The sequence below is a fragment of the Heliomarina baculiformis genome (assembly GCF_019966545.1).
Classification (GTDB): domain Bacteria; phylum Pseudomonadota; class Alphaproteobacteria; order Rhodobacterales; family Rhodobacteraceae; genus Heliomarina; species Heliomarina baculiformis.
Window position 1 is genome coordinate 87,149 of the sequence record NZ_JAIMIC010000011.1, and the last position, 24,797, is coordinate 111,945.

A 24,797-nucleotide genomic window follows, 5' to 3' on the forward strand; every position below is an offset into this window, starting at 1 on the left:
GACGTGTGTATGTTGCCGGTTTTTTTCAGGAACAGCTCCGTCAAGAAACATGGGTAGTATCGGTAAGGAATTGACATAAAACTTTAATTTGCGGCGTGACACTATAATAAATATTGTAAGAAATTCACACCGCTGTATTTGCCAGGTTTTTTAATAATCAAGCATTCGTCATAAAATAAACATTTTCGAATAATGTATTGCTAGCGCTTGCTGAAAGTCCTCGCGGAGGAGGGGGCTTACTAAAACGCTGGCAATATATGGGATGGAGAGAATGTTTAATTCCGAAACTATTGCCCGCTTGTCTGGTGCAGGCATCGTAATTCTGACGCTGATCCTCGGCACCCTCGGCAGCGGCCTCCTGCTGCTGGAAAATTCACGCTATAACAGCTTGGTCCTCGCTCAGGTTGAGGACGATCTGCAGGATATTGCCCGAGATCTCCAGAGCAAATTCTATGGTCTTGATGTGACGGCAGGACGTCTGGGAACAGCCGCGGCTTCAGATGCGGGCGTTACCGCAGAAATCGCGTCAAACGCAGCTCAAGTCCTCGTGGGGCTCCACCCAAGCATCGCGGGCGTGTCCATTCTGGATAACCAGAACGGAAGCAAGGTGAGCTACGGATTTCAATCGCCGGAAATGATTGTCTACGCAGATATCGCATTGCAGTTCACGGTCTTTCCGTCACCATTCATAAGTGAAACGATCCAAGGCAGCGATGCCTCCAAATTCCAACTTGTTGCCTATCCGATCTACAGAAAAGTTGGCGCCACGACGGGTAGGCTATGGGGTTCGATTCTTGTCGCCTTCCGTGATGATGAGGTCCTGACGGTTCCGACCGGGCAGGAAAGCTACGATGGTAAGTTGCTCGTTGCGTTAAGATCCGTCGATCCATCCTCGGCAAGTCAAACGCTTCTCGGCAGCCGAAGAGCTTTGACGATGGAGCCGGTCAGTAAAACGATTGCTTTGGGATCGAACGAATGGGAACTTCTCGCGGTCCCTTCAAATGGATGGCCTTCTATTTCGGCCTATTTCCTGTTCCTGCTAGCCGTAATCCTTCTGGTCATTTCTCTTGTAACGATCGCCTTGGAATGGGTTCGGCGTCTTTCCCGCGCGAAAGTCCGCGCGCACAAGCTATTGAAAAATGCCGTCGAAGCCATCGATGCAGGATTTGTTCTCTATGACGAACATGATCGCCTGCTCGTCTGTAATTCCCGTTTCGCGGCACCTTTCCAAGAAATCCTCGGCGATATCGGACCGGGAATCCGGTACGAAACCCTTATCCGTATTGCCTCGAAGGGTCGCCGCAATCGGGATTTGGTTTCTGATGAAGAATGGGTCCGGGAACGGCTCGATGCGCACAAGGAAGGTCAGGAGTTCGTCTACATGCGCCCTGACGAAAGCTGGGTGAGCGTTTCTGAAAGCCGCACCGCAGATGGTTTTTCGGTCTCGATCCTGACGGAAGTTACGGCGTTGAAAAATGCCCAGATTGCAGCCGAGGCTGCGAACTCACAAAAGTCGGATTTCCTTAGCAACGTCACACACGAACTCCGTACCCCCCTGACGGTAATCATCGGCTACGCACAGTTTCTTGCAAAAAAAGGCCTCCTTCCGCAGCGAACAGATTTTCTTTCCGAGTTGGAGATCACCGACCAGGAAGAGGGGCTGGGAAAGGCTGGGTTCGCTTATGATCAGGCCGTCGAACTCTACTCGACCAAGATCGAGAAATCGGCCGACCACATGCTCACCCTTGTGAATGACTTGCTGGATTGGGCGGAAGTGGAACGTGGCAAGGTCGACATCGATTTCACGAGTGTCGATGTCGAGGAAGCGGTTCAGTCCATCCTCGATGATCTGACCCCTATGGCAAAGAAAAAGGGGCTGACATTGACCGCAGAGGTGAACGCGGCAACCGCCTTCGCGGATAAAAAACGCCTGCGTCAGGTTCTGTATAACCTCGTCGGCAACGCGACAAAATTCACCACCGAGGGCGGCATAACTATAACTGCCGAAGAGAACAAAGGGCGCGTTTTCTTCAGCGTTGAAGATACAGGTTGCGGCATCGAGCGTGAGGATCTTGAACGCATTTTCGAAAGGTTCCAGCAGGTCGATAACTCGCCGACCCGGGCGCATGGCGGCTTTGGCCTTGGGCTTGCCATCGCTAAGCAGATCGTCGAAGCTCACGGAGGCCGGATGTCAGCAACAAGCGAAGTCGGCAAGGGCAGCCGCTTCCAATTTGACCTCCCGGTTTCCGCCGCGGAAGAGGAAACAGCTGTTCTATCCGTAGCATGACGAAGCTACTCAAAGGCGTTGGTTCGTACTCTTCACGTCGATAGGCATCGCAGGGCACAGACCGGTTCCCAAGCCATAAGCCGTCGTCATTAGTCCCCAGAGCATCGCGGCGAGATTACAGTAGCTCTGGCAGGGTACGAATTACCCCGAGAAATCCTTCAAGCTGCCGGTCCGGATACGATCCGATCACTCGCTGACGGAAGCGATGTAGGCCCAGACATTCTGCGCGTCTTCTTCCTTGTTGAGCTTGAAGATCATCTTGCCTCTGGCCTTGTCGTCTTCAAGGTAGCCTCTCAGGAAACCTGTTGGATCTGCGACATAGGGAATGAAATGCTCCAGATCCCAGTTCAGACCCGCTTCCCCGGCTGCCACCATCGACTCTGAATAGTTGAAGTCTTCGACGCTGCCAGCTTTCCGACCGACCACACCGTATAAATTGGGGCCAACCTTGCCGCCTTTGACCACGGCTTCGCCGCTCGCATCGACGATGGAATGGCACGCCTTGCACTTGTTGAATTCTCTGGCACCTTTTTCCGGGTCTCCGGATGCGTCCTGCGCGAAAGCGGGAACTGCCAAGCTAATGGCTGCCGCCGAAACCAAAAACACGACTCTCATTTGAACCTCCCAAAATGATATCTGTAAACCTAGCGCACCATGTTAGTTGTCAAGTGCATGAAAAAGAGACCTGCGTTTTGTGATCAGGCAACCGCTCGGGCCAGCGCACATTGCTTCCACAGAACCGTAAGCGCTTGCACCAGATGATCGATATCCGCGTCGCTGTGCAGCGGCGATGGCGTAAAGCGCAGGCGCTCCGTTCCTTTGGGGACGGTCGGATAATTGATCGGCTGCACGTAGATGCCGTAATCGTTCATCAGGATATCGGCCAGCATCCGGCATTTGACCGGGTCCTTGATCATCACTGGTATGATGTGGCTGGGGTTGTCGAGATGGGGAATTCCCTGCGCATTGAGCATCGACCGCAGTCTCGCCACGCGGTCACGCTGGATTTTGCGTTCCTCATCAGACTGCTTCAGATGCGCAATGCTCGCCTGAGCCGCGGCCGCGATGGCCGGGGGGAGGGCCGTGGTGAAAATGAAACCCGAGGCGAAAGAGCGGATGAAATCGCACATCGACGCCGATCCGGTGATATAACCGCCCATGCAGCCATAGGCTTTGCCCAGTGTCCCCTCGATCAGGGTAATGCGGTCTGCCAGCCCTTCACGTTCGCTGATGCCACCGCCGCGCGCGCCATAGAGTCCGACCGCGTGAACCTCATCCAGATAGGTCATCGCGCCATGTTTTTCGGCCACTTCGACGATCTCCTGCATCGGGCAGATATCGCCGTCCATTGAATATACCGATTCAAAGGCGACGATCTTGCAGGTATTGGCCGGCAGAGCCGACAGCGCACGGTCTAGGTCTTCCGGATCGTTGTGTTTCCAGATGACCTTGTTGGCGCGGGACTGGCGAATGCCTTCGATCATGCTCGCGTGGTTGAGCGAATCCGACAGTATCACCGCATCGGGCAGGCGGCTGCCCAGCGTCGACAGGGCAGCCCAGTTCGACACATAGCCCGAGGTGAACAGCAGGGCGTCCTGCTTGCCGTGCAGATCGGCCAGCTCCCGCTCCAGCAGCAGGTGATGGTGGTTGGTCCCCGAGATATTGCGCGTCCCGCCCGCGCCGGTGCCGCAACGATCGACGGCCTCTTTCATGGCGTCGCGCACCACCGGATGCTGACCCATCCCAAGATAGTCGTTCGAACACCACACGGTCACCTCGTCGGGCGCATTGTCATCATGGCTCTTCGCACGGGGAAAATGGCCGCAGCGCCGTTCCAGCTCGGCGAAAACGCGGTAATTCCCCTCTTGCTTCAAAGCGTCGAGTTGTGTGTCGAACATGGCATCAAAATCCATGATGCGCCTCCCGTATTGTTTTCTTGGTTTGTGTGGGTTTCGGCGCGGGAAGCATCCAGCGCCAGAGTTTCGCGTCGGGCAAAGGCAGGACCATCAGCCAGTGTTCGACCAGCGCCAGCCCGGTAATCGCCGCAATAAGCGCATAGCCGGTGCGCGCGCCAGCGCTCTCGGCCGCCAGCAGGCGCTCCAGCCAGCAATCGGTAGCAAAGGCGAGCAGCGTCACCGACACCGGGAACAGCCAGTTCATCGGCGCCATGCGGAAATGGCTTGGCAGGTGCGACAGGGCTTCTGGCAGGAACTCCAGATTGATCCGTGGCACGCCGAGATAGAGGTTCAGCTTGGCCGAGATCCGCGCCGCGAAAAGCACGAGGAAGGTCCAGACGCCCACCTGGTTTTCCGCCCCCCATCCAAGGGCCAGCATGGCCAGCGCAAAGCCGAGGATCAACATTTCATGATGGGCGATGGTCCCCCATGCGCGAATGAACCTTTCCCATTCGGGAATGTCTTTCGGGCAGGGATGCAGATTGGGACCGGTGGCAAGCCCGGTCAGAAAGGCAAGCTCGATCCAGCCCCATATCGCCAGCGCCGCAATAAAGCCGCCATAGGCCCCTATGCCGCTCGTGTCCTGCAATGTCGCCGTGAATCCCCAGATTCCAAGCCCAAGGAGGGGCAGGGCGGCCAGAGCGACATTGGCTCCGGCTGTCCCGGCACGCCGCACCACGATCAGGATCGCGCCGGTGGCGAACCACCAGAGAAACAATGCAGACAGTGCGGCGATCCAGGGGTTTTCCATCAGTAAGCAGGCTCCAGACGGGTCGAGGCTGGAACCACATGGCGCTTGACCGGGATCGTATAAAGTCCGGCAAAGGCCATCGCTGCCCGCGCTGAATTCAGCGTGCTCGTCATCCAGCCGCCCAGCCCGCCGCGCCGCTTGCCCTCGGCGATACGGGCATTGGCGCGCTGGAGTTTCTCACAGCCGCGCTGCCATCTCGGGTTGTCGATATCCAATGTGACCGGAAAGATTTGCTTGGTCAGCTCGGAGGTCTTGGTAAACACTTCACGCGCGTACCAGTCGGGATCGACGCCTAGGGCTTCGTGAAAGGCCGGGCGTTGATGGTCGCGCACGTACATCGTGCCGTAGACCGCCGTCAGGAAGAATTTGATCCAGTAGACATTCATCCCCGAGGTCAACTTGGGGTCGCTTTTCATCAGCAGGGCAAAGGCTTCGCCATGGCGGAACTCGTCGTTGCACCACTCCTCGAACCATTTGAAGATCGGGTGAAACCGGTGCTCGGGATGCGCCTGCAGATGCCGGAAAATCGTGATGTAACGCGCGTAGCCGATCTTTTCCGACAAGTAGGTCGCGTAATAGATGAATTTCGGCCGGAAATACGTGTATTTTTTCTTTTGCGTCAGAAAGCCGAGGTTGATCGCCACACCGGCTTCGCGCAGCGCGTCGTTGATGAACCCGGCATGCCGTGCCTCGTCCCGCGCCATAAGCTGGAAAAGCTGGGTGATGTCCTTGTTCGTCCCGCGCCGTTTCATTTCCTTGTAAAGCACGCAGCCTGAAAATTCTGCCGTGCAGGACGAGATCAGAAAATCAATGAATTCCTTGCGCAGCGCCGGCTCCATCCCATCCCAGTCGACATGGTCCCAGTCTTCGTTTTTCTTGAAATGGCCCTTGTTAGGGTCGCTTTTCATTTCGTCTATCAAAGCGTCCCAATCCGCGCGAACAGGCGACACGTCGATTGCGTCCATCTCGTCAAAATCGGTCGTATAGAACCGGGGCGTCAGCAGCGTGTTCTGCATCGCCACATCCGTGGCCGAGGTGCTGTCGATGTCCGACTGAGCCTGCTGAAGCGCCAGCGACTCTTCGGCATTGGTCATGTCGGCGGTGTGCATGGTCTGGATGTTCATAGCGTCACCTCTTCCGAGAACGAGAATTCGCAAAGCTCCATCACTTCGAGATCTCCGGTCCAGCGGGTCCAGAACCGCTCCAGCGCACTGGCGCGCAAAATGACGGCCTCGCGTTCTTCGCTTACGACCTCGCCAAAGGGCGCCATGATCTCCGGGCCCTGTACCTGAACCTCGTCACCCGGATTGACGGTGACGCCGTTGCTGAATCGTACATGCGCGTGCAGGCTTTCGAACCTGTGGCTGATTTCGACGGTACAGGGTGCCCGTTCGACTTCCTTAGTGATCAGTCCCATTTTTGCTTCCCTCTCATCTGTCCAGAAGCCTGGCGAAGGCCCTGGCATTATCCGCGCCAAACCCCATGAGGTCGGCGCTCCAGCCTGTGCTGGGGTCGGTAATGGCAATCCGGCCGGTGTCGCGGCGTACCAGCACGACCGGCCCGTCCGGCGCGGCCCGGTTCTTGATTCTTTCGCGGTTGATGACCCGGGCGACACCGGCGACAAACCCGCCTTCTTCAGGTCCAAGGTCGACCATCAGGCTGCCGTCGGGGTTGAGCACCTGCACCGCGCCGCTGAGATCGTTGAAAGACAGGGTCATTTGGCGTTTCGCGACAATCGCACCTTCGGGCGGGGTGGCGGACAGGGGCACGTCGCTCAACCGGGCATAGGTGACTAGGGCCAGCACACAGACAACCAGCGCGAACATCGCGCGCAGCAGGTAGCGCGGGATTTTCCCGTCTGGGGCGGATCTGCGTTCTGCGCTGGCGTACATGGTCATGATCTCATCTCACTCTGCGGCAATTGCCTGCGGCGCCGGGCGCCGTTCGATCCGGGGTGTCGAGACACGGGTTTCGGCGGCATCGGCCAGCAGCGCGGCGACCTTTTCGGCGTCGGGAATGCAGCGCAGGGCCGGTTGTGTCTGGAAATGCCAGGGCCGGACATGCGGCCAGCAGACGAGGTAACTCAGCCTCGCACTGCCATCAGGCTTCAGCGCGATCGTCCCGGTTCCGTCGCGGCGCAGCGACAGATCGGCTGTCGCGATACGGGTAAAGGGCATGTTCAGCGTGACCGTCAGGGCCGATCCGATCCGCATCGCGACCCGTCGATTGGTAAGCGTGTAAACCGTGGACCGTGCCTGCACAAAGGCGACGATCCAGAGTAGCCCGCAGCTGATCGCGCCAAGGATCAGAAAAGGAATGGCCGCTGCGATGGCCAAATCGAGCGGCATCTGATCGACCACGGTGACAAACCGCCAAAGCGTGAGCGCAACGAAATACCCCGCAACCCAAAGGATATTCAACGCCTCCCGCGCCAGCGCCCAAGTTTCCGGACGCCCCTGCCAAAGGATCGCTTCGCCTTTTGGCGGCAGCTCCGGCAGGCCCTTTATCGGTTCTGCGGCGAAATCGTCATGGCTCATGGCGTCGTCTCCTTGCGTCGGTGTGTCAAAGCTGCGGCTCAAGTCGCTCCGCGCTCGCATACAGAAGACCCCCGGCGTAATAGCCGCTGATCTTGTCTTCCTCGAGCAGCGTCACCTGATTGGGCGCCGTATGTTTGGGAACCGCTTCGAAATGGCTGGAAAATATCGACCGCACAGCGACATGGTTCGATTTCACCTTTGCCATCGGCATCGGCACCAGCCGCGAACCCATCCCGATATTGCCGTCCAGCTCGATTTCGAGATAGCGCACCATCTGCTCCGGCTCGTCGAGCCAGAGGTCCTTGATCCGTCCAACGATCACCCTGTCGCCTGCGACAACCGGCATGCCGCGCGGATCGCGGCCCGCAACGATCTGGTAATGTTCAGAGGCTGCCATCGGCACGATCTTCGGGTGGCCGGCCCCGTCCAGTTCCGGCACGTCACGCCGCATCGCCCATGAGGCAGGCCCCACCCCGTCGATCATTGGATCGCCAAGCGGGACCATCGGAAAACCTTCGCTGACCGCCGTACGGGCCAGCGCCATATCAAGACCGGCGCGTTCGCCCTTTTGGTCGCTTGGGAACGAAACGACCCCGCGCCCATGCGGCAGGATAAAGGTCTTGTCATCCGGTACCGGGAACATGCCTTGGTTCGCCGAAGGCTCGCCGTTTTCGTTTTGCAGCGGATAACCTTCGCGCATGTTCTCGCGCTGAAGGTAGTAGATCAGTAGCGCGAAAAAGATCCAGAAAAGCCAGATCGACAGGCTGGCGAGATCGAAATTGCCAAAGAATGTCTGTGTCATGGAATGATCCTTTCCGGCGTCAAAGATGTCATGTCGGGAAATCGGCAAGGCCGATCCGCGTCGGGGTTGCAGAAGGGGGGGCAGGACGGACCGCGTTGCGCACAAGCGGTCCAAGCGCCGCGAGGGTCACAAAGATCAGTCCGATCTCGATATGGTAGACAAAGGAGTATCCGGTCGAGGCGCTGTTCAGCCCGGCACCCAGATGCCCGGCAAGCGCCTGCGTGTTGATGACATCGCGCAGCGTGCCGCCAATCGCGATCGATAGTCCGGCGGCCGTGGCCTGCGCCGCGCCCCACGCGCCAAGGGCAAGACCACGGCCGGCGACGTCTCCCACCGGCAATGCCATGGCGGCGGTCAGGGTGGCGACCGAAAAGAACCCGCCGCCCAGCCCGATCAGCCCGGCACCGGCAAAGAACAACAGGCCCGACTGCATCGGCGCGGCAAAGATGACCAGCGAAAAGGCAACCAGCCCCACCATCAGCCCCAGCGCGGCAATACGGAACGGATCGCCATCCCGGGCCAGCCTCCGCGCGGCTGCGCAAAATCCGGCCAGCGCGCCGCACGCCCAGACGGCCGTAAGCATGGTCGTCGCTCCGACCGAAAGACCAAGGATCTCGCCGCCGTATGGCTCCAGCAGCACATCCTGCATGTTGAATGCCATGGTGCCGAAAAAGACGACCACAAGCAGGCGCACGACTTGGGCGCGCGCGGCGAAATCGGTCCACGCATCCGCGAATCTTGGGCGCGGCGCGCTGCGTTCGGACCGGCTCATCGGGCGCATGGATTCCTGTTTCCAAAGTGCGATCAGGTTCAGCGCGATGCCAACCACCGCCGCGCCCTGCACTACCCGCACCAGCCGTAGACCCGAGAAGTCGCGAAGCAGCCAGCCGATGATCACCGCCGAAAGGCCCATGCCCACAAGGAACATCACATATAGCAGGGCGACGACGCGCGGCCGGGTTTCGTCGCTTGCCCGGTCGCTTGCCAGCGCCAGCCCGGCGGTCTGCGTCATATGCAGCCCGAGCCCTGTCATCAAGAAGGCCAGCGCGGCCAGCACTTCGCCGGCAAAGGGCACGTCGTGAACCGGGTTGCCGCCAAGGACCAGCAGCGCAAAGGGCATCACCGCCAGCCCGCCCATCTGCCAAAGCGAGCCGAACCAGAGATAGGGAATCCGTTTCCACCCGATCGCGCTGCGATGGGTGTCGCTGCGAAATCCAAGCAAGGCGCGGAACGGCGCGATCAGAACAGGCAGGGCGATCATCACGGCCACCACGCTCGCCATGACGTTCAGCTCTACGATCATAACCCGGTTCAGCGTCCCCAGTAACATGACCGAGGCCATGCCGACCGAAACCTGAAACAGCGAAAGGCGCAGCAACTGTCCCATCGTCAGTCCCGGGCTGGCCGCATCCGCAAAGGGCAGGGCGCTCGGCGACAAAAGGGTCAGGGGGCTGCGCCGGGGTTTCATGAGCGATACTCCAGCGCGTGCGAGATATAAAAGCCCGAGCTTGTCCGTCCCACATCGGTCATGCGTGCGGGTCCGCCAAGTTCGCGCACCAGACGTCCGGGCGAATGCGGCACCATGACGGGCGACCGGTCGGCGCGGGGAAACATCTTGCCGCTGTGCCACATCGCCATCAGCAGCGGCGTACGCGGTGCGACGGTGAAAACCAGCGACTGCGTGCAGCGCGCGCCAAGCCCGGCCACCGCGGCTTTTATATCCTCTGGCCCGTAGTAGATCAGGCTGTCCATTGCCAGCGCGTGATCGAACGTCCCTAGTTCCGCGTCGAGCATATCGCCAACCGCAAAGCGCACGCGGCCCGCCAGTGCCGGGTCTAGCCGTCGCCGGGCGATGTCGATCAGCGAGGGTGAGACATCCGCGGCGACGACATCTGCACCGCGCGCGGCCAGTTCTTCTGTCATCTGACCGGCGCCACAGCCCGCATCCAGTATCCGCGCGCCGTGCAGATCATCCGGTAGCCGCGCCAGCAGACGGGCACGCATCTGGTCACGTCCCCGTCGCACGGTTTCGCGGATGCGGCTGACCTTTGCCGTGCTGGTCAGACGCTCCCATGTGCGGGTCGCGGACTGGTCGAAATAGGTTTCGACCCGGTTGCGTGTCGCCTCGTAGGTCATCAATCGAATCCCAGCAATTCAAAGATTTCGCGGTCGGGCAGCGGTGCAGGTGCCAGCGGCTCGGTCCCGTTCCAGAGCGTTTCCGCCAGACGTATGTATTCCTTCTGGACCGCGACGATGTCCTCGTCGGCGTCCATCTCGAACAGGGTCTTTTTCTTCAGCCGTGAACGGCGGATCGCGTCGAGATCGGGCATATGCGCGATCCTGTTGAACCCGACGGTGCTGCAATAACGGTCCACCTCGTTGGTCTCGCGCGAACGGTTTGCGACGCATCCCGCCAGCCTCACCTTGTAATTGGCCGATTTCGCCTGCACCGCCGCGATGATGCGGTTCATGGCGTATATGCTGTCGAAATCGTTGGCGGTCACGATAACCGCCCGGTCCGCATGTTGCAGGGGCGCGGCAAAGCCGCCGCAGACCACATCGCCCAGCACGTCAAAGATCACCACGTCGGTGTCATCAAGAAGATGGTGCTGCTTCAGCAGCTTGACGGTCTGGCCAACGACATACCCGCCGCAGCCGGTTCCGGCGGGCGGCCCGCCGGCCTCGACGCATTTGACACCGTTGAAACCGTCAAAGACGAAATCCTCGGGGCGCAGCTCTTCGGTGTGGAATTCGACCTCCTTGAGGATGTCGATCACCGTCGGCACGAGCGTACCGGTAAGGGTAAAGGTGCTGTCATGCTTGGGGTCGCACCCGATCTGCAGAACCCGCTTGCCCATCATGGAAAACGCTGCCGACAGGTTGGACGAAGTCGTCGACTTTCCGATCCCGCCCTTGCCATAGACCGAGAATACCTTGGCCCCCTCGATCTTCAGCGCATCGTCCTGATGCACCTGCACCGATCCTTCTCCGTCCAGTCCGCGCAGGGACGGAACGCCTTTGTCGAGCGGGCTCATGAGGGCATCCTTTTCGGCTTGGGGGTCAACAGGGTCATTCTGCGGCAATCCCTTCCATGCGATCTTCCAGAAGGTCGGCGGCGTCCTGAAGCGCGGCAAGCGTGGCGGCATCGGGCTGCCAATAGGCGCGGTCGTTCGCTTCAAGCAGGCGATTGGCCATCCGGGAGCTTGCCACCGGGTTCAAAGCCGACAGCCGCGCGCGCATATCCGCATCCAGCACAAAGGTTTCAGACAGCCGCTGGTAGACCCAAGGTTCCACCTGTCCGGTGGTCGCGGACCAGCCCAGCGTATTTGTCAGATGCGCTTCGATCTGGCGCACCCCTTCCGAGCCGTGGGACAGCAGCGGTTCATAGAATTTCGGGTTCAGCGCCCGCGACCGGGTTTCCAACGCGACCTGCGCCGCCAGCGTTCGAACCTGGCCCGCGCCCCGCGTGTGGTCGCTGATGTAAATGGCGGCCTCTTGTCCACGGGCGCGTTTCACCGCGCGCGATATCCCGCCCAGCGTATCAAAGTAGTGGTCCACTGTGGTGACGCCCAGCTCGATGGATTCGAGGTTCTGATAGGCGACTTCGACATCACGCAGCACCTCGGTAAGCAACGCCGGATTCTGCTGCGCCTTCCCGTTCACGCCATAGGCAAAGCTCTTGCGCGCCTGATAGGCATCGGCCAGTTCGTCCTCATCGCCAAAGGCGGAACTGTCGACCAGCTGGTTCACGTTCGACCCATAGGCACCCTCGGCATTCGAAAACACGCGCAGGGCTGCGACTTCGAGACTGACACCCATACGCTCGGCATAGGCCAGCGCATGGGTGCGCACATAGTTCAGCTCCAGCGGTTCATCGGCCGTCGCCGCCAAAAACGCCGCCTCGGCCAGCAGCCGCGATTGCAGCGGCAGCAGGTCACGGAATATGCCCGATAACGTCATCACCACGTCGATCCGGGGACGGCCAAGTTCGGCCAGTGGGACAAGGTCAGCGCCGCTCAAACGGCCGAAACTGTCGAACCGGGGTGTGGCCCCGATCAGCGCCAGCGCCTGACCGATAGGTCCGCCATCGGATTTGATGTTGTCGCTGCCCCAGAGCACCAGCGCGACCGACCGGGGTAGCCCGTCATGGGTTTCCAGCAAAAGCTGCGCCTGTTTCGCGCCCTCGCGGCAGGCAAAGGCGGTCGGCATCCGGAACGGGTCAAAGGCATGTATATTGCGCCCGGTCGGCAGGATCTCGGGATTGCGGATCAGATCGCCGCCCGGCACCGGCGGGATGAACCGACCCTCCAATGCGCGCATCAGCGCGTCAATTTCGCTGTCACCACCCAGATGGGTTTCGACCACCCGGCGCGTTTCCTCGGGCGCATCCGCCACGAGCTCGAGGTATTCCGCCTTGGCCTCAGCACTCAGTGCTCGTCCAACCACGTGCAACCCATCGGGGATTAGCGCATCCTCGGTTTCCAGCAAGCGCAGCCACAGCACCTGCGGATCGCTTTCCGCCAGATCGACGGCTGCAGCCTGTTCGCGGATCAGGGCCTCCAGCTCAACGCGCTCCACCGCGTCGGGCGAGGTGCCGCGCCATCGGGTCAGGCTGTCCTTCAACTCGGCAAGCCCCTTGTAGAGACCGGCCCTGGCCAGCGGCGGGGTCAGATGGCTGACCGTCACTGCGCCGCTGCGCCGTTTCGCCAAAGTTGCCTCGGACGGGTTGTTCGAGGCATAAAGGTAAACATTCGGAATCTCGCCGATCAGCCGGTCTGGCCAGTCCGTGGCCCCCATCCCCGCCTGTTTGCCTGGCATGAATTCCAGCGCCCCGTGCATCCCGAAATGCAGAAGAACATCGGCCTGGTAGGTATTTCTCAGCCATAGGTAAAAGGCGGCAAAAGCATGGGTCGGGGCAAAGCCGCGCTCGAACAGCAGGCGCATCGGATCGCCCTCGTAGCCGAACGCAGGCTGCACACCGACAAAGACATTGCCGAAATGCTGCCCCAGCACAAAGACGTCACGCCCGTCGGTCTGCACCCGACCCGGCGCGGGACCCCAGACCGCTTCGATCGCCTCAAGATGGGCGGTGCCGCGTACAATGGTCTCGGCGCTGATCCGGTCCGCGACATTGGCCTCCTGACCGTATCGCCCCGCATTACCTTCGAGCACGGCCGACCTTAAATCATCGACGCTTTCGGGCACCTCCACGGTATAGCCCCGCGTGGCCATCGCCCGCAGCGTGTTGTGCAGGGATTCAAAGACGCTCAGATAGGCCGCCGTGCCCGCCGCCCCGGCATTTGGCGGAAAGCCGAACAGCACGATCCCGACCTTTTTCTTCGCCAGTTCGCGCTGCCGCAGCCGCACCATGCGCAGGGTCTTCTCTACAAGGCTGTCGATACGTTCGGGGCAAGGGGCCATCGACTTGGTGCCCGCCCCATTCGTGCAGCGATGCGCACAACCAGCGCATCCGTCAGACCCATGACGCCCGGCAAAGACCGTCGGGTTGATCGCCCCGTCCAACTCGGGCAGGGCAACAAGCATCGTCGTCTCGATCGGACCAAGCCCCTGCGTGCTCTCGGCCCATTGACCCAGCGTCTGGAATTCCAGCGGGTGCGCCGCCAGATAGGGCACATCCAGCGCCCTCAGAATCTCTATTGCGGCGGCGTTGTCGTTGTAGGCCGGCCCGCCGACAAGGCTGAAACCGGTGAGCGACACTAGCGCGTCGATCTGTACGGCACCGGCCTTGCGGAAATAGCTTTCGATGGCCGGTCGCCCATCAAGACCGCCGGCAAAAGCCGGGATCACCCGCAGCCCCGCCGCCTCCATCCGACGAATGACCATGTCATAATGAGCCGTGTCACCGGACAGCACGTAAGAGCGCATCAACAACAGCCCCACGGTGCCTTGGGTTTTTCCAAGCGCGGGCAGATCGCTCGCACAGGTCGTGATGCGCGTCGGAAGATCGGGATGGTAAAGGCCAACCTCCGGGTACTCGACTGGCGCTGCGGCCTCAGCCCCCTGCCATTCGGGCCGGTTTGCATATCTGCCCAGCAGATAGCGCACCATCGCTTCGATATTGTCGTCCGATCCGGCAAGCCAGTACTGCATCACAAGGAACCATGACCGCAGGTCCTGCGCTTTGCCGGGAAGGAACCGTAGGATACGCGGCAGGCGGCGCAGCATCTGCATCTTCTTTGCGCCGCTTTCGGTCGAGGGCGCACTCGATCCGCGCAGCCGTTTGACCAGTTTCATCATCGATGAGGCAGGCTTTGCCATGTCGAGCTGTCCCAGCCGCGTCAGCTTGACGATTTCGGCGTCGGCGATGACGCCGATCATGCCATCGACATGATCGCGCCGCGCTTTGAGGTCGGGCAGGATCTGGCGCACATGTTCTTCGAGGAACAACAGGTTGGCCAGGATCATGTCCGCGCTGGCGATGGCGGCTTTGGCCTTTTGCAGTGTCTCCGGGTTCTCGCCCCATTCCGCCGCCGCATGAACCGTTACCCGTAGTCCCGGAAAGTCCCGCGCAAGGCGCAGGCTTGCCCGCGTCACGGGCCCCGCCGCATGGGAATCCAGCGTGATGATCACCACGTTATAGGCCTTGGCCGTGATGTTGAAATCATCGCGCATAATGGGCCTTTGCTTCGTAAAGAGTCTCGACGCTGATTTCGTGCTGGCCCCGGTCATGGGCAAAAGCCTCGGTGTTGCGCCGCGCCTTGCCGCGCACAAAGAACGGGACCTTTCGCAACTCGGTTTCTGCCTCTGCCAGCCAGATGACCGTTCCCGGATCGGCAACGGCATCAACCGCCACGGTAGTCGGCGCAGATGCGGGGGCTGCATTGCCGCGCGGCACGGCCGGGCTGCCATGATGGCTCGCGCCCGCATCATCGTGAAATTCGAAATCGTCGCGGAACATGTGCAACAGATGTTCCTCAAGCCCCATGACCAGCGGATGCACCCATGTGTCGAAAATGACGTTGGCACCTTCCAGCCCCATCTGTGGCGAATAGCGCGCCGGGAAGTCCTGCACATGCACCGGTGCTGAAATCACGGCGCAGGGAATGCCAAGCCGTTTGCCGATATGTCGCTCCATCTGGGTGCCAAGGATCAACTCCGGCGCGAGATCCGCAATCGCTGCCTCTACGTCGAGATAATCGTCGGTGATCAGCGCCGTCAGTCCGAAATCGCTGGCCAAGCGCCGCACGGCGCGCGCCTGTTCGCGGTTGTAACAGCCGATGCCGACAACCTCGAAACCCATCTCGTCCCGCGCGATACGCGCCGCAGTAACCACATGCGTGCCATCTCCAAAGATAAAGACGCGCTTGCCGGTCAGATAGGTGCTGTCCACGCTGGCCGTGTACCAGGGCTGGCGGAGCCGTTTCGTATCCAGACGCGGGGCCAAACCTGCCAACTCGGCCACCTCGGTCACGAAATCACGGGTTGCGCCGACGCCGATCGGCACGGTCTTGGTAAAGGGCAGGCCAAGCTCGCGCTCCATCCAGCGACAGGCACTCTCGCCGGTTTCCGGGTACATCAGCACGTTGAAATGCGCCGCGCCAAGCCGGGCGATATCGGCGGGCGTCGCGTCCAGCGGGGCGACGACATTCACATCTATGCCCATATCCGACAACAGCCCGGTCAACTCGGTCACGTCATCGCGGTGACGAAACCCAAGCGCGGTCGGCCCGATCAGGTTGCAGCTTACCCATTCCGTCCGATCCACAGGCCGGGCAAGCGCGCGGGTAATCTGGAAGAAGGTCTCATCCGCGCCAAAGTTTTCCTTGCGTTGATAACTTGGCAGGTCCAGCGCGATGACGGGCACCGGAAGCTCCATCGCTTCCGCCATGCCGCCGGGGTCGTCCTGGATAAGCTCAGCCGTACAGGATGCGCCCACGATCATCGCCTGCGGGCGGAATCGGTCATAAGCGTCCTGACAGGCGGTCTTGAAAAGCATTGCGGTATCGGCACCCAGATCGCGCGCCTGAAAGGTCGTGTAGGTGACAGGTGGGCGGTGGTCGCGTCGCTCGATCATCGTGAACAGCAGATCGGCATAGGTGTCGCCCTGCGGTGCGTGCAACACGTAATGCAGCCCCTTCATCGCGGTCGCGACACGCATGGCGCCCACATGGGGCGGGCCTTCATATGTCCAGACGGTCAGCTTCATTCCGCCGCCACCCGCAACATATCGCGTCGCCGCAGAGGCCGCGCGAAAAGGCCTGCCAGATCGCCCGCCTGTTCGTAGAAATGAACCGGGGTAAACACCAGTTCGATGGCCCACTTGGTCGTCAGCCCTTCGGCCTCCAATGGGTTCGCCAGCCCCAACCCGCAGACCGTCAGATCTGCCCGTACAGCGCGCGCCCGATCCAATTGTAAATCGACGTCCTGCCCTTCGGATAGAACCGGCCCCTCGTCGATCATCTCAAGATCAGGTTCGACAAGCTGTCGATGGATATAAGGCGCGCCGATTTCCACGGCGCGCATCCCGCATTCCGTGGTCAGAAACCGGGCCAGCGGGATCTCAAGCTGGCTGTCCGGGAAAAAGAACACCGAACGGTCGCGCAACACTTCAGACGCCCGCGCCACGGCACTGCGCGCCCGGGCGCGCGGCGCCTCAGTGACACGCTCGAAAACGGCATCCGACACATCGAATTCATCCGCAATCGCACGCAACCACGCCGTCGTGCCGATCTCGCCAAAGGGGAAGGGCGCCGGGATATGGCGTGCGCCCCGACGCTCAAGTGCGGCGCAGGTTTCGCCCAGAAACGGCTGCGTCATGGCAAAGACCGTTTTCGGACCCACGCCCACCGGATCGTCCGCGCGCATCGACGGCAGCACCGTGACCGGGCCGATCCCAAGCTGGTCCAGCAGGCTCAGCGCCTGATCCTGTACCACGTCGGGCAGCGCGCCCACCATAAGCAACTGCCGGTCATCAATTTCGGCCAGATCCGGCACCATCGCCGCAAGACAGGCATCCTCGCCTTCGGTAAACGTCGTCTCAATACCCGACCCGGAGAAATTGAGCACGCGCACTTGCGGCGCGTATTTCCTGCTAAGCCTTTCGGCGGCCTTCGAAAGATCCAGCTTGATCACTTCCGATGGGCAGGACCCGACAAGAAACAGCCGCCGGATATCACGGCGCCGCGACAAAAGACGTTCGACCTCGCGGTCGATCTCTTCCTGCGCATCTGCCATCCCGGCAAGATCGGTTTCTTCGAGCACCGCCGTACCGAAACGCGGTTCGGCAAAAATCATTACCCCCGCGGCGCTTTGCAAAAGATGCGCGCAGGTGCGGGAGCCGACCACAAGAAAGAAGGCATCCTGCATTTTCCGGTGCAGCCAGATGATCGAGGTGAGACCGCAGAACACTTCGCGCTGGCCCCGCTGGCGCAGCACCGGCATTTCCGCACAACCGAGGGCGCGCCCGGTCATTCTGTCACCCGGTCTTCAAGCCGCGCAATGCGGAGCTTCCAGACGAACTGACCCGCGTTGATTACGTAGGCAAGATAGGCGACCAGTGCTAGCGCCATCAGCCCTTCGGGAGGCAGCGACCCGGCCCAGAGCGCGTAGAGATAAGCGCTGTGCAAAGAGATAACGGCGAATGAAAACACATCTTCCCAGAAAAAGGCCCGCGCAAAAAGGTACTGGCCGAAAACGACCTTTTCCCAGATGGCGCCGGTGATCATGATCAGGAACAGCACGCCGGTTTTCACCACGATGGACAGCGTAGCCAGCGGATATCCTTCGCCGGTCAGCAGGTAGCGCAGCACCAGAATGACCGAGATCAGGAACACCGCGAATTGCAGGGGCGCCAGAATGCCCTGAACCAGCGTCCAGCGGGAGGCGTCGCGCCTCTTACGCTGAACTGGCGTATACAGGGGGCCTGGAAGTGCATCGTGGCGTCGGGACATATCCGATTCCTCACTTGCTTGTGAGAAAATCTAACGGGCGTTTCGGATAAGTGTCAACCAAAACTTACACATTTAACCTGACACTCGACTAACGGTGGGACCGATTCCTTCTTTCAGAGCCAGTGAATAAAGGAGTTTAGACCCATAAGTTTATTTGCGCCCCTTGAATATCCTTACAAATTTCCGGTTCTGTCTAATCTCTTTGACATTTTACAGCCTCTGGATGAAACTTGAGAGGCGTTTGGAGGAAATTTTGGCCCTATCGCCGTGCTCGTCGCCGTGTTGGGTCGGGGAGGCGCGTCAATGCCAATACCTAAGAGGGACAATGGGCTGAAAGGAGTCGCAGCCAAAAACGTCGACGCATTAGCGCGCCGCGTCATATCAGAACTCCGCAACAAACCACCGAAAGAATTCCGCGAAAGAGTCACCGATGCGACCGACTGGTTGGTTCGAACCGCCATGTCCAAGGACATCTTTATTCTGGAAGAAGCGCGAAACGCGCTGTTATCCCGCGATCTCAGCCCGGCAGACATCATCGATTACTGTATTTCCGATGCAGCCCGCGAAATGGGCCGGCAGTGGGAAGAGGACGAGGCCAGCTTTGCGGCGGTCTCGCTGGGATCGGCCCGGTTGCACGGGCTATGCAAGCTCCTTTCGGCGGACTGGCATCACAGCAGCAACCTTACTCCGATGGCATCTGTTTTGATCGCCGTTTGCGACAGGGAAGATCACCTGATCGGTCCCGTCGTGCTTGCCGACAAGATAAGGCGCTCGGGCTATTCGGTTCATCTGATGGCCCCTGCATTGCCCGAAAAGATCGTCAGCAAGCTGACGTCAGAGCCTTTTGAAACCGTGCTGATATCGTGCAGCGGGTCCGTCGCATTGGACAATGTGGTGAAAACCGTGCAGGTCATGCGTTCCAGGCTTGCAAAAACCCCACGTATTGTCCTTGGTGGTCCGATCATTCAATGCGAAGAGGACCTTATGGCAAAGACCGGCGTTGATCTGGTGACCGCCGACTATAATATCGCTCTGGCGTCGACCGACTTCGACATGAATGAAAGAGTAATGGACCGTAAATGAATTCTGACCAGCGGAACGTGATGGAAGATTTCTCTATTCCCGGTATCGACAGTGAATACCTGCCCACGGTCCTTGCCTCGGCATCCGACATCGCGCTGGTCGTTTCCCATGACGGTGAGGTCATCTCAGTTCTCAGTGAAGAGCAAAGCAGCCGGTACGGAAATCTCGATCACTGGAAAGGAAGACCGCTGAGCGAATTCCTGACGATCGAGAGCCGGCCGAAACTCCAGTCGGTGCTCGACAGGTTTGCCAAAGGTCATGACAAGTCGATCACGGCCGAGCTCAATCACCGCGACAATGCCACCTGGCAGTTCCCGATCCGCTACCACGTCCACAAGGTAAGCCGCGAAGGCACGCTGTTGATGATCGGTCGCGATCTCCAGCAGGTCGCAGAGGCCCAGCAGCAATTGGTTCAGGCCCAGATTTCACTCGAGCGCGGCTACGAGGAACGGCGAGAATTCGATGCCCGCTACCGCATGGTGATGGCCTCAACGCGCGAAGCCTTCGTTCTTGTGAATGTGAACGACGGGCGGGTGCGCGATCTCAACGATGCCGCCGCCAATCTCCTCGGTTCCGGCGTCGAAGAGCTGAAGGGGTCGGCTTTCGCACAGGAATTCAAGGATCGCCGCCGAACTGAATTTACCGAAAGCCTGCTCAGCATCGCGATGTCCGAACAGCCCGCCGATCTGTCGGTCATGACCCGCGCGAGCCGACGATTTGTTTCCATCGTGCCCAACCTGTTCCGCGCCGCGGGCGAGCGTTACCTTCTGTGTAGGCTTGATGCCGAAGATACGGAGCACCTCGTCGATGACCGGCTCAGCCTGAACCTCAACGCCCTGTTCCGTGACGGAAAGGACGCCATCGTCTTCACGGATACCAAGGGCGTGATCGAATCCGCGAACGAAGCCTTTGTCGACATGATCGATTTCGGCAATGCTTCCGACGTCAAGGGCCGCAGCATCGCCGACTACCTGTCACGCGGGCAGATCGACATGACGATCCTGCTCGAAAACGCTGCGCGCTCGGGCCACATGCGCGTCTATTCCACGCGTCTCAAGAACGAACTCGGCGGCTGGACGGCTGTCGAGATCTCGGTTTCCTATCTGAACCTGCGGGCGCGACCCTCGCTGGCCTTCCTCGTGCGCGACGCCAGCCGTGTCGAAGCCATGCGTACCACGCTCAACCCCCAGTCCGAAGAGGCGGTGCATCAGAACGTGGTCGAACTGGTCGGCTCGGCCAAGCTCAAGGACATCGTGGCCGAAACCAACGATGTCGTCGAAAAGCTCTGCATCGAAACCGCCATTGAACTGACCCGGAACAATCGCGCCGCCGCCGCTGAAATGCTCGGCCTTTCGCGCCAGAGCCTTTATGTAAAGCTTCGGAAATACGGGCTGCACGACAGCGAATCCGACAGCTGACCCCCGGTCGCAGCGTCGGCCATCCTTTTCCTTGCAACGACTCGACATGTAAATCAAGATAGACACATGAGTGTCATCTTGGATTCACATCCCCGGTCTTTTCCCGAGCCCGCCGCGGCGCTGCAGCTGATCAAGCCGATCACCTGGTTCCCGCCGATGTGGGCCTATCTATGTGGAGTCGTGTCCTCCGGAGAAACACCGCAAGGCCGCTGGACGCTGGTAGTTCTCGGCATCGTGCTCGCCGGTCCCGTCGTTTGCGGAATGAGCCAGGCCGCGAATGACTGGTGCGACCGGTTCGTCGATGCGATCAACGAACCCAATCGCCCCATTCCCTCGGGCCGCATACCGGGGCGCTGGGGTCTTTGGATCGCGCTGGCGATGACGGTTCTGTCGCTTCTGCTTGCCATCCCGCTCGGCCCCTGGGGGTTCGCCGCAACCGTCTTGGCCGTTCTGGCGGCCTGGGCCTATTCGGCGGAACCGATCCGGGTCAAACGCTCGGGCCTCTGGGGTCCGGGGCTTGTGGGCCTGTGCTACGAAGGCCTGCCATGGTTTACCGGAGCGGCGGTCCTGTCCGCAGGCTTGCCGGAAACGCCGGTGATCCTGATGGCGCTGCTCTATGCAATAGGCGCGCATGGCATCATGACGCTCAACGATTTCAAGGCGCTTGAGGGCGACAGCCGCATGGGCGTCAACTCGCTTCCGGTCACCATGGGCCCGGAGCGCGCGGCCCGGCTGGCCTGCTGGGTGATGGCGCTGCCGCAGGTTCTGGTCATCGCGCTCTTGTTTACGTGGGACAGGCCGCTGCACGCCGCCGCCATTCTCGCTGTACTGATCGGCCAGCTTGCAGCGATGCGTGTGCTTTTGCGCGACCCGCGCGCCAAGGCGCCTTGGTACAATGGGGTCGGCGTGACACTTTACGTATCGGGCATGCTGATCTCCGCCTTTGCCATCCGAACGCTCGAGGTCTTGCCATGACACTCAGTTGGTTTTCCATCATCCGGCTGGGTTTGGTACAGATGTGCCTCGGTGCGATATTCGTGCTGACAACCTCGACTCTGAACCGGCTCATGGTCGTGGAACTCGCTTTGCCCGCCGTGCTGCCCGCCCTGCTGGTGGCGCTGCATTACGGCATTCAGATCACCCGGCCTCAATGGGGTTATCGTTCCGACACCGGCGGTCGCCGCACGGCATGGATCATTGGCGGCATGGTCGCCTTGGCGCTCGGCGGTTTCGGGGCGGCTCTCGGAGTTGTTCTCTTTGCAAGCAGCTATGCCGCCGGTCTCGCGCTCTCCGTTGTTTCCTATGCGCTGATCGGCCTTGGCGTGGGGGCCTCCGGCACCTCGCTTCTGGCGCTGCTCGCGACCGCCACAAAGCCCGAACGCCGCGCCGCCGCCGCCACTATCACATGGCTGATGATGATCGCGGGCATTGCCGTGACGGCGGCCACCGTGGGGGGGGTTCTTCATCCCTATAGTCCGGGCTTGCTGCTCCGGATCGTGGCCATCGTCACCCTTGGCGCGGTGGCGCTGACCACTGTCGCTGTCTGGCGTGTCGAGCACGGCCTGATCCGCCAGCCGCAGCCCGAACCGGTGCCCTTTCTTATCGCGCTACGCGAAATCTGGGCCGAACCCGAGGCCCGCCATTTCACCATCTTCGTTTTCCTCTCGATGGTCGCCTATTTCATGCAGGAACTGATCCTGGAACCTTACGCAGGTCTGGTCTTTGCCTATACGCCCGGCCAGTCTACGCAGCTGTCGGGCGCGCAGAATGGCGGCGTTTTCCTTGGCATGCTGACGGTCGGCATCGCGGTGACCGGATTGCGGATCGGATCGCTGCGTGGCTGGGTCGTCGCGGGCTGTATCGGCTCTGCCGCCAGCCTCGTTGCGATCACCCTTCTCGGGCAAATCGGGCAGGGCGCGCCCCTGGTGCCTGCCGTCGTCACGCTCGGTTTCTTCAACGGCATGTTCGCGGTCGCCGCCATCGGCGCGATGATGGCTCTGGCGGGGCGCGGGCGCGAAACGCGTGAAGGCACGAGGATGGGGCTCTGGGGCGGGGCGCAGGCCATCGCTGCCGGTTTTGGCGGTCTCGCCGGGGCTGCCGCCGTGGACATCCTGCGCCACACCACCCTTGGTGACGCAGAATCCTTCGGGCTCGTCTTTGTCGGCGAAGCCCTTCTGTTCACGGCCGCCGCGCTTTTGGCGGTCCAGATCATGAAACCTCACCCCGGCGCAGCCGGCCTGATACCGGGAGAATAGCCATGTATGATGTCGTCGTGATCGGCGGGGGGCCAAGCGGTGCCACCGCCGCCGAGGATCTGGCCCGCTCGGGCCACAAGGTCGCGATGCTCGACCGCGCCGGGCGCATCAAGCCCTGCGGCGGCGCGATCCCGCCGCGCCTGATCGCCGATTTCGCCATTCCCGAGGATCAGCTCGTGGCGCATATCACCATGGCGCGAATGATCTCGCCCACCCAGCGCAGCGTCGACATGGCCATTGAAAACGGCTTTATCGGTATGGTGGACCGCGAGCATTTCGACGAATTCCTGCGCGACCGCGCGGCAGGGGCCGGGGCAACGCGGCTCACCGGCACTTTCGTCAAGGTTGACCGTAACGGGCCGAACCCAAGCATTGTCTATCGCGAAAAGGCAAGCGGTGAACTGCACAGCATTCCCACCCGCCTGATCATCGGCGCGGATGGCGCGCGGTCTGCCGTGGCCCGTGCCGAGGTGCCCGGAGGCAGCACTATCCCCTATGTCATCGCCTATCATGAGATCATCGAGGCGCCGCAAATCGGCGCAGGTTACGATCCTGTCCGCTGCGACGTGGTCTACGACGGCGACATCTCGCCCGACTTCTACGGCTGGGTGTTTCCACATGGCAAGCAGGCCAGCGTCGGCATGGGGACGGGCCTCTCGGGCTTCGACCTCAAAGCCGCAACAGCCGCCCTGCGCAAAGCCTCCGGTCTCAGCGAATGCCGCACGATCCGCCGCGAAGGTGCGCCGATTCCGCTCAGACCGCTCGACCGCTGGGACAACGGCAAGGATACCGTCTTGGCCGGCGACGCGGCGGGCGTCGTCGCCCCCAGCTCCGGCGAAGGGATTTACTATGCGATGTTCGGGGGGCGCGTCGCGGCCAGCGCCGCCGCCGCTTGCCTGACGACCGGGCGGACCAGCGATCTGAAACTCGCCCGGCGACTGTTCATGCGCGAACACAAGACGGTGTTCCGCGTACTGGCCTCGATGCAGAACGCCTATTACCGCTCGAACGACCGGCGAGAGCGTTTCGTCTCGCTCTGTCACGACGTGGATGTGCAGCGCCTGACATTCGAGGCTTATATGAACAAGGCCATCGTCCGGTCCCGCCCCATGGCGCATGTCCGGATCGGGCTCAAGAACCTTGCGCATCTGACAGGCATCGTCAGACCCGATTACGTCTGAGCGCCGAATTTCCCGTTTCTAAAAAACCTTTCCGGGCCGCAGCCCGCCTGTGCGCGGTAGTAACAGCCTGTGTTATGCTCATGGCGAAGGGCAGTTGCCGATGGCTTATTGGTGGGTTTGACCCCGTTAAAAAACGTGGCACATGGGCTGATGCGCACTTGAGAGTGGTGACGGCGCGATAGCGGCGATCCCGGTTAGGAAGATGACGAACGTGCATGGCCCACGCCCTTCGCCTTGAACGGAGGACATGCCAGGACGAAGCCCAAGACCCGCGACCACCCGGACCTGAAGATGGTCAACCCCAATGCGGCCGCCATCGACATCGGCTCGACGATGCATATGGCTGCGGTCAATCCTTCCACCTGTGACATGCCGGTGCGCGCCATCGGAACATTCACTCAGGATCTTCACGACCTTGCCGACTGGTTCCAGTCATGCGGCGTCACCAGCGTGGCGATGGAGTCGGCGGGCGTCTACTGGATCCCGGCTTTCGAGATCCTCGAGGCCCGGGGCTTCGAAGTGATTCTGGTGAACGCCCGTTACGCCAAGAACGTGCCCGGCCGCAAAACCGATGTCAGCGATGCGGGGTGGCTGCGGCAGTTGCATTCCTACGGCCT

Annotated in this window: 22 protein-coding genes; 7 read left to right on the top strand and 15 right to left on the bottom strand. The window is 60.8% G+C overall.

Translation table 11 applies throughout. The features are described 5' to 3' along the window. Nucleotides 1–271 precede the first annotated feature (271 nt). The gene (locus tag MF268_RS21140; protein ID WP_238372844.1) at nucleotides 272–2,287 is read left to right on the top strand and encodes a sensor histidine kinase; all 2,016 of its coding nucleotides are present in this window, start codon (nucleotides 272–274) and stop codon (nucleotides 2,285–2,287) included. A gap of 186 nt (nucleotides 2,288–2,473) precedes the next feature. Here MF268_RS21140 and MF268_RS21145 read toward each other — a convergent pair whose 3' ends face one another. From MF268_RS21145 to bchF, 15 genes are all read right to left on the bottom strand, one after another. Next, complete coding sequence (locus tag MF268_RS21145; RefSeq protein WP_238372845.1) at nucleotides 2,474–2,902, bottom strand: c-type cytochrome; 429 nt, start codon at nucleotides 2,900–2,902, stop codon at nucleotides 2,474–2,476. A gap of 83 nt (nucleotides 2,903–2,985) precedes the next feature. Then, nucleotides 2,986–4,200, bottom strand: a complete 1,215-nt coding sequence (gene hemA, locus MF268_RS21150) for a 5-aminolevulinate synthase (protein WP_238372846.1) — start codon at nucleotides 4,198–4,200, stop codon at nucleotides 2,986–2,988. Continuing rightward, a complete protein-coding gene (gene puhE, locus MF268_RS21155; protein ID WP_238372847.1) occupies nucleotides 4,190–4,993 on the bottom strand; it encodes a putative photosynthetic complex assembly protein PuhE in 804 nt (267 codons plus the stop codon). Before puhE ends, hemA begins: the two co-directional genes overlap by 11 nt. After that, the gene (acsF, locus tag MF268_RS21160) at nucleotides 4,993–6,117 is read right to left on the bottom strand and encodes a magnesium-protoporphyrin IX monomethyl ester (oxidative) cyclase (RefSeq protein ID WP_238372848.1); all 1,125 of its coding nucleotides are present in this window, start codon (nucleotides 6,115–6,117) and stop codon (nucleotides 4,993–4,995) included. Before acsF ends, puhE begins: the two co-directional genes overlap by 1 nt. Continuing rightward, a complete protein-coding gene (locus MF268_RS21165) occupies nucleotides 6,114–6,410 on the bottom strand; it encodes a hypothetical protein (RefSeq protein WP_238372849.1) in 297 nt (98 codons plus the stop codon). Before MF268_RS21165 ends, acsF begins: the two co-directional genes overlap by 4 nt. 13 nt (nucleotides 6,411–6,423) lie before the next feature. After that, nucleotides 6,424–6,891 (bottom strand): photosynthetic complex assembly protein PuhC, encoded by a 468-nt coding sequence (gene puhC / locus MF268_RS21170; protein WP_238372850.1) that lies wholly within the window; start codon nucleotides 6,889–6,891, stop codon nucleotides 6,424–6,426. Between the two features lie 9 nt (nucleotides 6,892–6,900). Continuing rightward, nucleotides 6,901–7,530 carry a photosynthetic complex putative assembly protein PuhB gene (gene puhB / locus MF268_RS21175; protein ID WP_238372851.1) on the bottom strand — a complete coding sequence of 210 codons (630 nt, stop codon included), beginning with the start codon at nucleotides 7,528–7,530 and terminating at the stop codon, nucleotides 6,901–6,903. Between the two features lie 25 nt (nucleotides 7,531–7,555). Then, nucleotides 7,556–8,332, bottom strand: a complete 777-nt coding sequence (gene puhA / locus MF268_RS21180; RefSeq protein WP_238372852.1) for a photosynthetic reaction center subunit H — start codon at nucleotides 8,330–8,332, stop codon at nucleotides 7,556–7,558. Between the two features lie 28 nt (nucleotides 8,333–8,360). Further along, nucleotides 8,361–9,800 carry a PucC family protein gene (locus MF268_RS21185; protein WP_238372853.1) on the bottom strand — a complete coding sequence of 480 codons (1,440 nt, stop codon included), beginning with the start codon at nucleotides 9,798–9,800 and terminating at the stop codon, nucleotides 8,361–8,363. Further along, complete coding sequence (gene bchM / locus MF268_RS21190; RefSeq protein WP_238372854.1) at nucleotides 9,797–10,468, bottom strand: magnesium protoporphyrin IX methyltransferase; 672 nt, start codon at nucleotides 10,466–10,468, stop codon at nucleotides 9,797–9,799. The genes MF268_RS21185 and bchM overlap by 4 nt, the downstream gene beginning before the upstream one ends. Continuing rightward, nucleotides 10,468–11,367 carry a ferredoxin:protochlorophyllide reductase (ATP-dependent) iron-sulfur ATP-binding protein gene (gene bchL / locus MF268_RS21195; protein WP_238372855.1) on the bottom strand — a complete coding sequence of 300 codons (900 nt, stop codon included), beginning with the start codon at nucleotides 11,365–11,367 and terminating at the stop codon, nucleotides 10,468–10,470. The genes bchM and bchL overlap by 1 nt, the downstream gene beginning before the upstream one ends. A gap of 34 nt (nucleotides 11,368–11,401) precedes the next feature. Then, nucleotides 11,402–14,965: a magnesium chelatase subunit H gene (locus MF268_RS21200; protein ID WP_238372856.1), complete on the bottom strand. Its 3,564-nt coding sequence runs from the start codon at nucleotides 14,963–14,965 to the stop codon at nucleotides 11,402–11,404. After that, a complete protein-coding gene (gene bchB, locus MF268_RS21205; protein ID WP_238372857.1) occupies nucleotides 14,955–16,499 on the bottom strand; it encodes a ferredoxin:protochlorophyllide reductase (ATP-dependent) subunit B in 1,545 nt (514 codons plus the stop codon). The genes MF268_RS21200 and bchB overlap by 11 nt, the downstream gene beginning before the upstream one ends. Further along, nucleotides 16,496–17,764, bottom strand: coding sequence for a ferredoxin:protochlorophyllide reductase (ATP-dependent) subunit N (locus MF268_RS21210; protein ID WP_238372858.1), 1,269 nt, complete (start codon nucleotides 17,762–17,764; stop codon nucleotides 16,496–16,498). The genes bchB and MF268_RS21210 overlap by 4 nt, the downstream gene beginning before the upstream one ends. Beyond that, nucleotides 17,761–18,243 (bottom strand): 2-vinyl bacteriochlorophyllide hydratase, encoded by a 483-nt coding sequence (bchF, locus tag MF268_RS21215; RefSeq protein ID WP_238372859.1) that lies wholly within the window; start codon nucleotides 18,241–18,243, stop codon nucleotides 17,761–17,763. The genes MF268_RS21210 and bchF overlap by 4 nt, the downstream gene beginning before the upstream one ends. A gap of 303 nt (nucleotides 18,244–18,546) precedes the next feature. Here bchF and MF268_RS21220 point away from each other — a divergent pair, with 303 nt between their 5' ends. The 6 genes from MF268_RS21220 to MF268_RS21245 form a co-directional block, all read left to right on the top strand. Further along, nucleotides 18,547–19,326: a cobalamin B12-binding domain-containing protein gene (locus MF268_RS21220; RefSeq protein ID WP_238372860.1), complete on the top strand. Its 780-nt coding sequence runs from the start codon at nucleotides 18,547–18,549 to the stop codon at nucleotides 19,324–19,326. Continuing rightward, nucleotides 19,323–20,744, top strand: coding sequence for a transcriptional regulator PpsR (gene ppsR / locus MF268_RS21225; protein ID WP_238372861.1), 1,422 nt, complete (start codon nucleotides 19,323–19,325; stop codon nucleotides 20,742–20,744). Before MF268_RS21220 ends, ppsR begins: the two co-directional genes overlap by 4 nt. 66 nt (nucleotides 20,745–20,810) lie before the next feature. Continuing rightward, on the top strand, nucleotides 20,811–21,719 hold the full coding sequence (gene chlG, locus MF268_RS21230) for a chlorophyll synthase ChlG (RefSeq protein WP_238372862.1): 909 nt from the start codon (nucleotides 20,811–20,813) through the stop codon (nucleotides 21,717–21,719). Then, nucleotides 21,716–22,999: a BCD family MFS transporter gene (locus tag MF268_RS21235; RefSeq protein WP_238372863.1), complete on the top strand. Its 1,284-nt coding sequence runs from the start codon at nucleotides 21,716–21,718 to the stop codon at nucleotides 22,997–22,999. Before chlG ends, MF268_RS21235 begins: the two co-directional genes overlap by 4 nt. Before the next feature lie 2 nt (nucleotides 23,000–23,001). After that, the gene (locus MF268_RS21240) at nucleotides 23,002–24,180 is read left to right on the top strand and encodes a geranylgeranyl diphosphate reductase (protein ID WP_238372864.1); all 1,179 of its coding nucleotides are present in this window, start codon (nucleotides 23,002–23,004) and stop codon (nucleotides 24,178–24,180) included. A 291-nt stretch (nucleotides 24,181–24,471) separates the two neighbouring features. Further along, nucleotides 24,472–24,797: IS110 family transposase (locus MF268_RS21245; RefSeq protein WP_238372865.1), on the top strand; the 326-nt coding region annotated here is incomplete at its 3' end.